The sequence below is a fragment of the 'Camptotheca acuminata' phytoplasma genome, assembly GCF_041276565.1.
Classification (GTDB): Bacteria; Bacillota_I; Bacilli_A; order Acholeplasmatales; family Acholeplasmataceae; genus Phytoplasma.
In genome coordinates this window covers 1-13,310 of the sequence record NZ_JBGGGR010000006.1, presented here as the reverse complement: position 1 = coordinate 13,310, position 13,310 = coordinate 1, and the positions used below count along the sequence as shown (strand labels likewise).

General features: G+C 20.3%; 13 protein-coding genes. 2 read left to right on the top strand and 11 right to left on the bottom strand.

From position 1 onward, the window contains the following. Positions 1 to 162 precede the first annotated feature (162 nt). The 6 genes from AB6A63_RS00850 to AB6A63_RS00825 all read right to left on the bottom strand — a co-directional run bounded on the left by AB6A63_RS00850 (position 163) and on the right by AB6A63_RS00825 (position 4,131). Positions 163 to 813 carry a hypothetical protein gene (locus tag AB6A63_RS00850; protein WP_370430809.1) on the bottom strand — a complete coding sequence of 217 codons (651 nt, stop codon included), beginning with the start codon at positions 811 to 813 and terminating at the stop codon, positions 163 to 165. 33 nt (positions 814 to 846) lie between these two features. Beyond that, positions 847 to 1,566 carry a 50S ribosomal protein L20 gene (gene rplT, locus AB6A63_RS00845; protein ID WP_370430808.1) on the bottom strand — a complete coding sequence of 240 codons (720 nt, stop codon included), beginning with the start codon at positions 1,564 to 1,566 and terminating at the stop codon, positions 847 to 849. Between the two features lie 36 nt (positions 1,567 to 1,602). Beyond that, on the bottom strand, positions 1,603 to 1,791 hold the full coding sequence (gene rpmI, locus AB6A63_RS00840) for a 50S ribosomal protein L35 (protein ID WP_370430807.1): 189 nt from the start codon (positions 1,789 to 1,791) through the stop codon (positions 1,603 to 1,605). Continuing rightward, positions 1,769 to 2,347, bottom strand: a complete 579-nt coding sequence (gene infC / locus AB6A63_RS00835; protein ID WP_370430810.1) for a translation initiation factor IF-3 — start codon at positions 2,345 to 2,347, stop codon at positions 1,769 to 1,771. The genes rpmI and infC overlap by 23 nt, the downstream gene beginning before the upstream one ends. 244 nt (positions 2,348 to 2,591) lie before the next feature. Next, complete coding sequence (locus AB6A63_RS00830) at positions 2,592 to 3,395, bottom strand: phosphatase PAP2 family protein (RefSeq protein WP_370430806.1); 804 nt, start codon at positions 3,393 to 3,395, stop codon at positions 2,592 to 2,594. A gap of 109 nt (positions 3,396 to 3,504) precedes the next feature. Continuing rightward, positions 3,505 to 4,131: a hypothetical protein gene (locus tag AB6A63_RS00825; protein WP_370430805.1), complete on the bottom strand. Its 627-nt coding sequence runs from the start codon at positions 4,129 to 4,131 to the stop codon at positions 3,505 to 3,507. Positions 4,132 to 4,374: 243 nt separating this feature from the next. Here AB6A63_RS00825 and AB6A63_RS00820 point away from each other — a divergent pair, with 243 nt between their 5' ends. Together AB6A63_RS00820 and AB6A63_RS00815 are read left to right on the top strand one after the other, a co-directional pair. Further along, positions 4,375 to 5,622 (top strand): glycosyltransferase, encoded by a 1,248-nt coding sequence (locus tag AB6A63_RS00820; RefSeq protein WP_370430804.1) that lies wholly within the window; start codon positions 4,375 to 4,377, stop codon positions 5,620 to 5,622. 489 nt (positions 5,623 to 6,111) lie between these two features. Further along, a complete protein-coding gene (locus AB6A63_RS00815) occupies positions 6,112 to 7,068 on the top strand; it encodes an IS3 family transposase (RefSeq protein ID WP_370430803.1) in 957 nt (318 codons plus the stop codon). 178 nt (positions 7,069 to 7,246) lie between these two features. Here the strand turns inward: AB6A63_RS00815 and AB6A63_RS00810 are convergent, their stop codons facing one another. From AB6A63_RS00810 to AB6A63_RS00790, 5 genes are all read right to left on the bottom strand, one after another. Beyond that, a complete protein-coding gene (locus AB6A63_RS00810; RefSeq protein WP_370430802.1) occupies positions 7,247 to 8,890 on the bottom strand; it encodes a hypothetical protein in 1,644 nt (547 codons plus the stop codon). A gap of 86 nt (positions 8,891 to 8,976) precedes the next feature. Further along, positions 8,977 to 10,374, bottom strand: coding sequence for an AAA family ATPase (locus tag AB6A63_RS00805; protein ID WP_370430801.1), 1,398 nt, complete (start codon positions 10,372 to 10,374; stop codon positions 8,977 to 8,979). 51 nt (positions 10,375 to 10,425) lie between these two features. Further along, positions 10,426 to 11,052: a hypothetical protein gene (locus tag AB6A63_RS00800; RefSeq protein ID WP_370430800.1), complete on the bottom strand. Its 627-nt coding sequence runs from the start codon at positions 11,050 to 11,052 to the stop codon at positions 10,426 to 10,428. 37 nt (positions 11,053 to 11,089) lie between these two features. Next, positions 11,090 to 11,779 carry a hypothetical protein gene (locus AB6A63_RS00795; protein WP_370430799.1) on the bottom strand — a complete coding sequence of 230 codons (690 nt, stop codon included), beginning with the start codon at positions 11,777 to 11,779 and terminating at the stop codon, positions 11,090 to 11,092. Positions 11,780 to 12,289: 510 nt separating this feature from the next. Continuing rightward, a complete protein-coding gene (locus tag AB6A63_RS00790; RefSeq protein WP_370430798.1) occupies positions 12,290 to 12,997 on the bottom strand; it encodes a hypothetical protein in 708 nt (235 codons plus the stop codon). Between the last annotated feature and the right edge of the window lie 313 nt (positions 12,998 to 13,310).

The following is a 13,310-nucleotide window of genomic DNA, read 5'->3' as shown; positions in this document are numbered from 1 at the left end:
ATGTTCGATTTTATCTGATATTTTTTCAACATTTTCTTTGATATATTTATTCACTTGTTTTTCTTGGCCTGAAACGCCATCTAACATAGTTAAATCTTTTAATTTTTTTAATAAATCTGACATAAAATAATGAAATTTCCTTTTTTTATTTATCGATATTAGTTAATTACTGATTTCATTATTATTAATATTTGTATCTTTTTGTATGTTGTTTCCCTTATTTGATTTGTTTTTTGACAAAGAATTAAATTGCATAAATAATACAAATAAATGAAAAACAAAAAACAATAAAAATAAAATACCTAAAATTTTTTGAATTATATCAAATATATCAGTTTTAGACCCTAAAAGATAAAAATTTGCACTTAAAAGAAACAAATGGACAATAAATTCCAAAGAATTTATTATATTTTTTGACTTATTAGAATAAAAAGCAATATATAACTTGATAATACTATGAATTATTAAAATATAATAAATCATAAAATTAGTTTGAAATATGTTAGATATCCAACCTTCTTTTGGAAGTAGAAAATTGAAAATAAATCCTAAAGAAATTAAATTAAATAAAAAATTCTCAACTAAGAACAAAAATTTAATAAAACCTGAATTTTTTTTAAAATTTTTGAAAACTAATAAATAATTAATAAAAAAAATCAATACGCCTAATAAAACATTAGCAAATTTAATATCTGCTCCGAATATATTAAATGATTTTGTATTAAAAAAAATCAAAACCATAGAAATTAATAAAAAAAATAGAGATTTAATTAATGTAAAAGCAATTTTTGTTTTATGATTTTCATTTTGCATAATTTTGATTTGTTCTCCTTATAAAATTAATTTTTAAATTAACATTTTTTCTTTTAAAAGAGAAATTAAATCACTTTTTTTAAACTTATTGATATTTTTGATTTCGTATTTTTTAGCTAATATTTTCAATTCTGATAATAAAGTGTTTTCTAATTTTTTCTCTATATCTTCTGATTTGTTTTCTTGTTTTTCAGTTTTAACTGAATCTAAATTCGAGATATCTTCTTTTTTAACTGCTTGTTTGTTGTTTACTTTTTGTGTTTCTTGTTTTTCAACAACTTCTTTGTTTTGTTTAATTTCTTTTATGTTATTTTCTTCTTCTTTTAAAACTTTTTGTTTTTCTTGTTTTTCAATAACTTCTTTGTTTTGTTTAATTTCTTTTATATTATTTTTTTCTTCTTTTAAAGATCGTTGTGATAATTTTATATAATCAATAAACATTTCTGGATGATTACAAGACATATCAGATAAAATCTTTCTATTAACTTCTACTTTTGCTAATAAAAGACCATGTATAAATTCAGAATAACGCATATTGTTGTTTTTACAACCTGCATTAATTCTTGTAATCCATAATTTTCTAAAATTTCTTTTTTTCTGTTTTCTATCTCTATAAGCGTATTGTAAAGAACGCATTACTTGTTCATTAGCTGTTTTATACAGATTACTTTTTGAACCAAAATAACCTTTTGCTAGTTTTAATACTTTTTTACGTCTTTTATGTCTTGCTGTAACAAAATTTACTTTAACCATTTCTTTTTACCTCTTTAATTTATCAAAATCAAAAAATTAAATAAGATATTTAATTCTTCTTACATCAGAAATATCTACTAATGTAGCACCTCTTAGCTGTCTGTTTTGTTTAGTCGTTTTAGAACCAGCTAAATGATTTTTATAAGCGTGTCTTCTTAAGAATTTACCTGTAGCAGTTATTTTAATTCTTTTTTTTAAACCTTTATGAACTTTTTTCTTTATCATAATCATCAACTTTCTCTTTTTTTGTAATTTTTTTTGTCAATTTAATTGGCTTATTTTTTTTAGAAGAAAAAATAGCAATCATTTGATTTGATTCCATTTTTGGTGGAACATCAATATTTCCGAAATCTTTTAAACTAGATATAATTTTGTCAAAAATATCTTTTCCTAAAGAACTATGTTTGACCATTCTACCTTTAAAACGCATAATTATTTTGACTTTATCACTTTGCGATAAAAAATTAATTGATTTTTTTATTTTAATATTTAAATCATTATCTTGGATATAAGGATTGATACGAATTTCTTTAACACTCGTAATATATTGATTTCTTTTAATTTCTTTTAATTTTTTTTGATGTTTATAACGAAACTGAGAATAATTCATTAAACGAACAACTTGAGGATTCGAATTCATATTAATCATCACTATATCTGTTTCTTTTTCTTCGGATAATTTAACTATTTCTTCTTTATCTAAAACACCTAATTTATTGCCGTCTTCGTCAAGAGTTAAATACTGACCACGAGGAATACTTTCGTTATATAAAACATTTATCTGTGATTTTTTTTGATTAATTTTTTTATATTTAATAATAGATAACTCCTTTTTTTAAAAAAATACCATTATTTTTATTCATTAACAAAAAATAATTCGAAATAAAAAAATAATTTTTTTGTTAATAAATTTCAAAAAAATTTGTTAAGAAAAAATATTTTTCATATTTTCTTAATTTTTATTTTTTTATACTAATTAATTATACATTAAATATACATTTAAAAACTTTTTTTGTAATTCTGAACTATAAAAAAACATTTTTATTTTTTTTCTGAAAAAAGTAAAAAACCGTTTCTACTAAAATAATTGAACATATTCCATCCATTATATAATGTTGTCTTATTGCAAAAGTAGAAATAAAAACTAAAATAGCCATAATAAATTGAAATAATATAATTTTTTTAGGAATACTATTTGTTTTATCAAAACGGAAAATAATATAACAAAACCAACCGATAGAAACATGAAGACTAGGTAAAGCGTTGAAACTACCTCCATCTAAATTATACAATTTTTGTATCAAAAAGTGAGTAAATCCTGAAGAAGATTTTAATTGGTACTCTTTCAAATATTCAACAGGCAAAAGAAAAAAGAAAATCGCAGTAATAAATAAAATAACATAAAAAATTTTAAACAAAATATTGATTTTTTTTATATCTAAGTATTTATAAGCGAAAAAAGGAGTGATAAATGGCCACCACACAAACCATGCTAAATAAATAAAAATAAAATAAGAGAAAAATTGATTTTTGTTTTGAGATAGATTCTTAAAATCGATTCCTAAATTTAATATCTTGTACCAAAAATCTTTTTTGTCAGAATTACTTGAATCAGATATTAAAATAAATGGATATCCTTGTTGATTAATAAAATTAACCCAATTAAAAGCAGTTTCATACACAATATTGGTCATCAAAAATAAAAAAAATGTTTGAATTAAATATTTTTTTATATACTTACGTTTGTTATTCATGTTATTTGTTCTTTCTGATAATGGTTTACTTTTGTAATCATGTTTTTTTATAAAATCTTTTTTAAAAAAATTCATATTTTGCTTGTCGCAAAATAAAACAAAAATAATATAATTTATTTTTAAAAAATAAATGTCTAAATAATGAAATTTCTAAATAATGAAAAAGTTTTTTTATTCATAATTTTTATTTTATTTTTTGTAATTCAATTACAACGTTATTATTTTTAAATTTCAATAAAAAATAAGAAACTATAAAAACATTCAAAATAATAACTAAAAAAAGAAATATAATTATTATATGATAAGAGTTTTGGTAATTATTTTTAAATTTATCTAAGTCATCTCGATAAGGAAACAATTCATTTTCAAAAGCGATCAATGAAATAAAACTATAAACAAAAACATAAATAAAGCCGATATAAATTTTATTTGAAGGTATTATATTAGAATCTATAAAAAGATAGTAAAAAACAAAAATAAAAGGCAAAAATTTATGTTCCACAAAAAAATAATCAAAAATGGTAGAAAATTGTTGTATACAAAAAGCAAAAATAAATAAACAATTTATTAAACAATTCAAAATCAAATAAGAAAAATATTTAGTATTTCTAATTTTTTTAAATAAACTTAATATTAAAACAAAATTAATAAAAAAAGCATTTTGTCTTGATAATAATCCAAGTGAACAAAATTTTCTGTGTGAGTCTCTTCGAACAATAACCAAATATAATAAAGAACTTAAAGACAAAATTAATAAAATATAAATAATATTATTTTTTTTTATATCTTTTTTTGTTCTCAACTGAATCATAACTTTTAAACCTTATCAAATATTAAAAAATAAATTTTATTGTTCGAAATAATCAAAAAAAATATAAATTTACATCATTGTTATAATCAAATTTATTTTAATTTTTGTTATAATATATTTAACATAAAATAAAAAAAATTAATTGAAATTTATAATTTCTATTTATAAAATATAGAATATCATAAAATATAAAATATTTAAATTGAAATATTTCAATTACAAAGAAAGAAAAAAATAATCATAATGAAAATAGTTCTTTTGATAGATTGTTACGAACCTTCCATTGGAGGGGTTATTACCTCAGTGAAATCCTTAAAAGAAAGTTTGACATTGTTAGGACATGAAGTTTATATTATTACTCTTGATGCTGTTCCTAAACAAAAAGAAACAGACCCAAATGTAATAAGACTGAATGGCGGAATTCCTTTATTATTCAAAGGATTAAAAGATTATCGTTTATTATTGAATTATAAAAAACATCTCCAAAAATTAAAAGAATTAAACTTAGATATTATTCATATTCATACTGAAGCAGGCGTAGGACATTTAGGAATATTCGCAGCTCAAGAATTAAATTTACCTCTAATTTATACAATGCATTCTATGTATCATATTTTTTTGGAAAAAAATAATTTTTTTTGGATTAAATTATTGAAAAAAATTTTATTACATTCATTAGATCGCATTTTACACAAATTTATTTCTGCATCTGATTTCATAATAGTACCAACAGAAAAAACGTTACTTTTTTTACAAAACAGTTATTCTCAAAATAAAAAATATGAAATTATTCCTACTGGTTTAAAATTACAAAATTTCGATTCTCAAAAATATTCTCTAGAAGAAATTAATATTTTAAAAAATAAATTAAATTTAACAAATTTTTTTATTTGTTTATTCGTTGGAAGACTTTCTAAAGAAAAAGATATCAATTTAATTATTGATAATTTCGCTTTTTTTCATGAACAAAATAAAAAAAGTAAATTTGTTATTATCGGTGATGGTCCTGAAAAAAAATCTTTACAAAAAAAAGTTAAAAAACTTAATTTACAAGATAAAATTATTTTTTTAGGTTTTGTTCCTAACGATCAAACAGGTTTATATTATCAATTAGGAGATGTTTTTTTAAACGCATCTTTGTTTGAAACACAAGGATTAACTTTTATAGAAGCTTTATCTGCATCTTTGCCAGTAGTGGCTCGTTACGATGAAGCCTTAAAAGGAGTTGTCGAACATGGTAAAAATGGTTTTTTTTATCAGAATGAAAAAGAATTTGTTCAAATTTTAAACAATTTAATATCGAATAAAACAAAATATAAAGAAATATCATTACAAGCCAAAGAATCAATTAAAGATTATAAACAAGAAGTTTTTGGAGCTAAAATGATTGATATATATAAAAAAGCTATTGAAGAAAATAAAAGATCGATAATAGAAAGTTATGAAACAGAAAAAGACCGAGAAACACAAAAGGAATTGAAAAATTCATGATAAATAAAAAATTCAAAAATAACAAAATAATTGTTTTTTTTGAATTTTTTTTTTTTTTTTTTTTTTTATTTACTATGATATTTTTTAAAAAATTAATGATTTTTTTAACAAAAAAATATCGATTTTACTTTAATAATCCTAAAAAGAAGTTCTAAATAAATACAATTAGGGTATATATGAACTGCATCCATATATTTAAACAAGAAAAAAATAAAATCTAATTGAAATTCTTCAAATAATAATATTTTTTTCATTTTTTTTATATTAAAATTATAATACATTTTTTGAAAATAAATTTCTATTTCGACATATATAAAAATAATAAATATTATTTTTTGTCAAAAAATTCATACTCATTATATATATGCGAACAAAAGAGAAAAATTCCCTTAAAAAAATAAAAAATTAAAAAAAATAAAAATTTTATTTATCAGTATTAGAAATTTAATTATATTTTTGTATTTTTTTAAAAATAGGATATAAACAAAAATGACGAAAGAAGAAATACTTCGAAAAAAAGAAATCGAATTATTACAATTAGTAATTAGTTATCAAAAACCCAACTTCAGAGAATTAATTTTTACTTTAATCAAAATTTATAAAAAATATTTTAAAATTAATGATCTTTTAAAATTATTAAAAATCAATAAAAATTCTTACTATTATTGGATTAAAAATAAACCTCAAAAAGAAAAAAAAGAAAAAGAATATAACAAAATAACCAAAAGAATCGGAAAATTATGTAAAGAAAATAATTTTTCGTTCGGATACAGAAAAATAAAAATTCTTTATTTTCAAACTTATAATAAAATCGTTAACAATAAAAAAGTTTTAAAAATAATGAACGAAAATGAATGGTTAATGAAATATAGACAACCATTTAGTAAAACAAATCTTCATAAAAAATACCCAGAACAAAAATATAATTTAATTAATTTAAATTTTAAATCAGAAAAACCATTTCAAAAAATATATACTGATTTAACTTGTTTTAACACCGAAAATGGAAAATTTTGGTTATCAGCTATAATTGATGGTTTTAATAATCAAATTTTATCTTCTGTAATAGGGATAAATCCTGATTTAGAATTAGTCAAAAAAACTTTTCGTAAACTACCTAAATTAAAAGAACCTTGTATTATTCATTCAGATCAAGGAAGCGTTTATCAAAGTATCAAATTTAAAAATTTTTTAAGAAAAAGAGGTTTTTTAATTAGTATATCTCGAAAAGCTTTCCCTAGTGACAACGCTATCATTGAATCTTATTTTGGAACTTTAAAAGGTTATTTAAAAGAAAATACAAATTCTTTATATAAAGAAAATTTTCATACATTAAAACAAAAAATAAAAAAATTTACTTATTATTATAATAAAAGTTGGATATTTGCTAAATTCAATTATAAATCTCCTTTGCAATATCTTAAATTTAAAAAAATAAATCAATAATTTTAAATAACGTTTTTTAAAAAAACAACTATTTGAATATATTGAAAAAAATAATGGAATTAACATTTAAATTATTTAAATTTCTAGATACGAAAATAAATAAAATTATTTCATAGCTAGAAAATTTTCATAATATGAAACTATATTTTTTAAATTAGTCATAAATATAAACATTTATTTATTGAGAATTTTTTTGTAATGTAAATTGAGGAACCTTAAGTTCTGCTTTTGAATTTTTTTGTTCCATAATTAGTTTTTGTATTTTTTCATAATTAGGATTTTGTTGTTGTAATTCTGTATATTCTATTTCTTTTTCTTGAATATTTTCTTCTACTTTATTTTTTTGTTTTTGTAAATTTTCTATTAAACTTGAATATGTTTCTTTTTCTGTCGATTCTGCTCTTTTTTTCTCTAATTCTTCTATAGATTGTTCGTATTCACTTATCCATTTGCCATATTCAGCTAATTCTTTATCATTTGATTTAATAGTTTTTATTTTTAATTGTCTCACATTTTCAATAATCGCATTATCATTTATTTTCTCTTTATAATTTTTGTATTCTTTTTCAGCAACAAGATATTCTGCTTCTAATTTAGCCAATTCAGAATTAATTTCATTAGTATATACTTTTAATAAATCTGCACTTATCATTTTAGGTTCTTCTCCTTGTTTTTGTGTTAAAGATTCTATAATTCTATAAATACGATGTCCTTTTGGAATCGTGATTGAAGGTTTATTTTCCTTTATATTATTATTTCTTTGGAAAATAATATTTCCTTGTGAAAAAATAAATCCTGTTTTTGAAGTTAATAAATCAGTTATTTTAGCAAAAACCTTGAAAACAGTGTTAAATAAACTACCAAAAAAAGATGAATTTTCTCTTTCCCAAGCTTCAGCGTTCTGTCTAAGTAATATTAAATGATATTTCAAAGTTTGAAAAGCTTCTTGTTCTGTTTTGATTTCTTCAATTTTAGCATTTATTGAATTAATGTTATTTTGAATTTCTTTTTTTCTTGCTTCCACAGAAACTATTTGTTCTAACATTATTTTAAGTTCTTTGTCTAATAAATTCATAGATTTTACAAGATTTTCTTTAAAATTTTCTGCTATTTTTAATTGTTTAATCAAAGATTCTTCAGTTTTTTCCAATTTTTGAATTTTAATTTTGGAATTTGTTATTTCTTCTACTATTTTGATTTGTTTTCTTTGTAATTCCTCTATTTCGTTATATATTTTTTCTCTTTTTTGACTATTAATTTCTTTTTTTATTTCTTCTTCTTTTTCTTTAATTTCGTTTTCAATTTTTATTTTTTCTTTTTCTAAATCTATTAATTTGCCTTTTTCAATAGATATTTCTGTTTGGACATCAGTTAATTGTGATTTAATTTTGGTAATATTAGCTTCATTTTCTTCTAATGTCATTTTTATTTTTTCTTTTTCTAATTCAGAAATTTGTTTAGATTCATAAAGTTGTTTTAATGTTTTTTCGGTATCATTGAGTTCTTTTTTCCAATCAGAAGATATTCCTTTATATTTATTTATTAAATTGTCGTATTTTTCAATAGTTCCATCAACTTCTAAAATCAATTTATCATAATTTTTTGTTATAGATTCTTGTGGTTTTCTGAAGAAAAAAAACCAAACAACGATCGCCAACGATGTCAAAACTAAAATATAAATAAAATTTTCTTTTAAAGAAGAACGGCCACGTATTTTATTAATTATAAAAACAATAAATAATATAGCTAAAAATACTAAAAACCATATTAAATATTGGCGGAAATTAAATAATCCACCGATTACACTAAAAGGAAAAAACATCTTTAAATTCCTTTCTTTTTTTCAAAATCAACATTTTTTTAAAAAAATATTTATTAATGTTTTTTTGAATTGAAAAAAATAAATTTTTATTTTTTATTTAATTTTAAAACGTTTTCAGCCTTTTCTAAAGATATCAATGTTTCATCTATTATTACTCGATAAGCTTTTTTTAAATCTTCCGTATTAATTGATTTACATTCACAACAATTTCCTAAAATACTCATCTCTGTTTTTTTTCTTTGTTTGTTTTTCTCGAAGAAAATTTTATTATTTTCGAAACGTTCTTTATGCTCTGGATGTAAACATTCTTTTTTACCTTGTGAATTAGTAATTTCTCGATCAATAGATGCTAAACTAGCTTCTTTTACTAAACTTTCTAAAACACGATAAGCTTTTTTATAATGTTTTTCAATAGGAATTTCGACTAAAAGTCCATTAATGTTTTTTTCATATTGAAGAGGCAAAAATTCTAAAGCTAAATTAATATTTTCTAATAAAAATTCTTTAGCTTCTTTAGTAATTGGAAATTGATTATATTTTAATATGTCGTTCAATTGTTCTTTTCTTTCTTCTTGAGTCCCTGGTGTTAATTCAATACGATGAGTAAAACGAGATAAAATAGCAGATTCGATACCATCAATATGATTAGTAGCACCGATGACAAAAATAGGTTGGTCTAAATTACGTTCTTCTGGACGTGGTTCTAATTGGATTTTAAATTCGTTAACAACATTGGCAATTTCAGAACCAGGTTTCAAACTATCAATATTTAAAAAAATATTTTCGCATTCATCTAAAAAAATAATAGCTCCTTTACCACTTTTGACAGCTACCTCTTTAGCTAAATCGAACAATTCTTTTACCATTTTAGGAGCTTTTCCGACTAACTCTTGTGCAAAAATAGAACAAGATACTTCAATAAAAGGAACTTCCGCTTCTCTAGAAATCGAACCAGCAAAAATAGTTTTTCCGCATCCAGGAGTTCCGTACATCATTAACCCAGTAGGAACAGATACTTTGCCTCTATTTTTGAAAGATTCTTTATTTTTGAAAAAATTAATAAAACCTTTAGCAATTGCCTTAGGTTCTTTTAATGATGATAATTCGTTAAAACTAGGAAATTTATCATAATTTTTAGCTACAAAATTTTCGCTTTTTAAAAAAATATTTTTCTCATATTCATTTGGATTTTTACTTGGTTTATTTTCGGATTGTTGACTATCATTTATAAATCCTTGTTGTTCTTTTAATTCAATATCTTTTTTAATATTTTTGAGGCTATTATTCATATAATTATTAAATTTTTCCAATTTCAAAATATTTTTATTAATATATTCGATATTATTTTCATTTTGGATATTTTTTTTATGATTTTGTAAAATATAAAAAATTAAAATAAAAGAAACAAAAAATAAAATGAAAAATAAAAAATTACTAAAAGAAAATATTTTATTATACCATTTGGTTTCGTTATCTTTTTCCATATTTTTAATTTTTACCTTCTTTTTTTAAAAAAATAATAACCATAATAAAAATTATTTTTTATTAATATTCATTACTTCTTGAGTTATTAAACTATTACCGCCTGTAATAGCATTTCCTTGTTTGTCCACTATGTCATAATCATATATTAAAAAAAGCTTAGGTTCATTAGCGTTAATTATATTTTTTTGTTCTATTTTAGTAAAAATTTTAATTTGTTGAGTTTCATTTTCGTTCATTGCTTCAAAACAAGGTTTTTGTTCGTCTTTGTAAAATAACTTATTATCATTTGCATCAGTTGTAATTATTTCTATATTGAAATATTCTTTTGGATTCAAAAATGTATTTTGACTATCGAAATTTACTTCAATTTTCAAAAATAAAGGTTCTTTTATCGTCATTCCTTTAGAAAAAAGAGTAGCTATATGTTCAATTTTGATAAGATGTTCATATTTATTTTGATTCAAATTAGGTACAGAAATAGGAAGAAGAAATTTATCCAGATTATTTTTATCACTTCCTTCTATTTCTAAAATAGGAAAATTGTTTAATAATTTAATTTCTTCTTTTTTTTGTTTAAATAAATGATTCGAATAAGCTATTACCAAAGAAAATATCAAAAACAAAAAAATGAATAATCCAAAAACAAAAAACAAAATTTTCAATTTATTTTTCTTCATTTTTTAATCCTTTTTTGGAAAAATATTTTTTATAATTTTATTTATCTTCTTTTGATTCAGAAATATTTGGTTCATTGGAAGAGAATATTTTGTCTTTTATCAATTGATTGTCATTCATTAAAATATCTATAAGTTTTTTTGATTCAGAGAATTTATTTTTTAATTCATCAACTTCTTTAGATGTTTTATCTTTTTCCGAATTATCGTTTTTAAGTTGATTCAACAACGTTTCTGCTTCTAAAATCATTTTATTATTTTTGTTTTCGACAGTATTCGAGCTGTTTTCTTCTTGGGATTTTTTTTCTATTTCTCCTGAATTAGTCAATTCGTTTGTTTTTGTTTTATCATTTTTAAAATCTGAATTATTTTTTTCTAACAAAGAATTTTTTATTTCTAATTGAATAATTTTTTTCTGTAATTCTTTATTATCCAGTTCATCTTCAAAATTAGAATTAGATGAGTTTTTAAATAATTCGTAAAATAAATTTATATCTCTGATAGATTTTCGAAATTCATTACGTAATTGAGTTAATTCTGATAATTTATTAGGATTTTGAAAAATATTATAAAAATTTCCATCTTGCGAAATTTCAGTATCGCCTGTTTCCGATCGAATACTTTTATTATTGTCGTCATATCCAAAAGAAAATATAGTTAACAAAATAGATATAAACAAAACAAAAGGTAAAATAATTTTTAAAAAAAATTTTTTTATTTCAAAATTCATATCTCTTTTTTCTCTTTCTTTTCTTAAAAAAAAGAAACTAAATTACTCTAGTTTCTTTATAAATTTAAAAATATAATAAATTAAAAACTGTTACCCAAAAATCGCTTTCACATACTTTTTTTATAAATAGAATTTATAAATTAAAAAAAAATATTGAAAAGTTCTTATAATGTCCTTATAATTAAAACAAAAATAAAATATTTGTTATTTTGACAAGATATATATTTAATCTGGTTCCTGAAAATTTTTATTAATATAAAAAATTTGACTTCGGACTAAATTCAACAAATTATTTTTTATAAAAGACAAATCAGAATAAGAAATTTTTTTATAATTCAAAACAAAATATAAATTATGAACCCATTTCTTTTTTTATTCAATATCTATTCGTCCTTTTTTAATTATTTTTTTATTTTCTTAAATAAAGCATACATTTCATAAAATAAATTTTATATTTTATATACTTTTGTAATACTTTTGTAAAAAAATAAATAAATATTTTATTATTTTTTAAAATTTATTTTTCAGTTTAATTAAAGCGTTGTCTTTATATTTGTAAATTTGTTGTTTGGTTATATTTAATTTAGAAGTTATTTGATCGAAAGTAAAAATGGGTTGATAATTATTGTGAACATTATCAGAAGGAATACCGTAAATATACTTTAAAACCTTATATTCTACCAAACTTAATTTTTTCTTCATTCTATTTAAAAATAACTCATGATAAATTTGTTTCATATATATTTGATGCGGATTAAGATATTTAGTGAAAAAATTCATATGTTCTGAATCGTAGTTTTGAATAGATTCTTGAGAAGAAAGCGACGTCGCATTTTGATGTCGTTTTTTTTCTTTCTTATTTTGGTTATAATCCCTTGTAGGAATCGAAGGACAATGACTTATTCGAATCAAGTTATCAATTTGTTGTTTTATTTTTCCTTTTGCGTAAGTAACAAAATCGCATTTATATTTTTCTAACGAATAATTTATTAAGATATAATCCATAACTAAAATACCTTCATTCAATAAATCTTTTTTTTCTAAAATTCTGGGATAATATTTAATTTTATAAACAATATCAAAAATAATATTTTCGTAAAATAATAAAAAAATTTGTTCGCGAATTTTATTGTTATTTTTGTTCTCTTTAGTGTAAATTAAAAACAATTCATTAATTTCATTAGTTTTTTGTATATAATTTGTTATTTTATTTATCATTTAATAATATTCCTTTTTTTTATTTTTTATAAATTAATTTTATTAAATATAAAAAAATAAAAATTAAAAACAATAAATAATCTTATATATAGGGTGCAGTTTCTAATGATATATAATTTTTTATTTGAAACAAAAATAAATTCCATTTTATTCTAATGGAAGACATAATTTAGAAAAAATAAAAATTATTTTATATTTTTGTATTAAATATAAGGATATTTACGATAATAAAATATCTCATAAAATTAAAAAAAATAAGAAATATGTTTTAATATTCATCTAATATCACTATTTTTTAAATTTTTAAAAAATT

Excerpts from the sequence above, each read along its gene's own strand:
- AB6A63_RS00790 (WP_370430798.1), bottom strand. The coding sequence starts at position 12,997 with ATGATAAATAAAATAACAAATTATATACAAAAAACTAATGAAATTAAT.
- rplT (WP_370430808.1), bottom strand. The coding sequence starts at position 1,566 with ATGGTTAAAGTAAATTTTGTTACAGCAAGACATAAAAGACGTAAAAAA.
- AB6A63_RS00795 (WP_370430799.1), bottom strand. The coding sequence starts at position 11,779 with ATGAATTTTGAAATAAAAAAATTTTTTTTAAAAATTATTTTACCTTTT.
- AB6A63_RS00825 (WP_370430805.1), bottom strand. The coding sequence starts at position 4,131 with ATGATTCAGTTGAGAACAAAAAAAGATATAAAAAAAAATAATATTATT.
- AB6A63_RS00820 (WP_370430804.1), top strand. The coding sequence starts at position 4,375 with ATGAAAATAGTTCTTTTGATAGATTGTTACGAACCTTCCATTGGAGGG.
- AB6A63_RS00805 (WP_370430801.1), bottom strand. The coding sequence starts at position 10,374 with ATGGAAAAAGATAACGAAACCAAATGGTATAATAAAATATTTTCTTTT.
- AB6A63_RS00815 (WP_370430803.1), top strand. The coding sequence starts at position 6,112 with ATGACGAAAGAAGAAATACTTCGAAAAAAAGAAATCGAATTATTACAA.
- AB6A63_RS00810 (WP_370430802.1), bottom strand. The coding sequence starts at position 8,890 with ATGTTTTTTCCTTTTAGTGTAATCGGTGGATTATTTAATTTCCGCCAA.
- AB6A63_RS00800 (WP_370430800.1), bottom strand. The coding sequence starts at position 11,052 with ATGAAGAAAAATAAATTGAAAATTTTGTTTTTTGTTTTTGGATTATTC.
- AB6A63_RS00830 (WP_370430806.1), bottom strand. The coding sequence starts at position 3,395 with ATGAATTTTTTTAAAAAAGATTTTATAAAAAAACATGATTACAAAAGT.
- rpmI (WP_370430807.1), bottom strand. The coding sequence starts at position 1,791 with ATGATAAAGAAAAAAGTTCATAAAGGTTTAAAAAAAAGAATTAAAATA.
- AB6A63_RS00850 (WP_370430809.1), bottom strand. The coding sequence starts at position 813 with ATGCAAAATGAAAATCATAAAACAAAAATTGCTTTTACATTAATTAAA.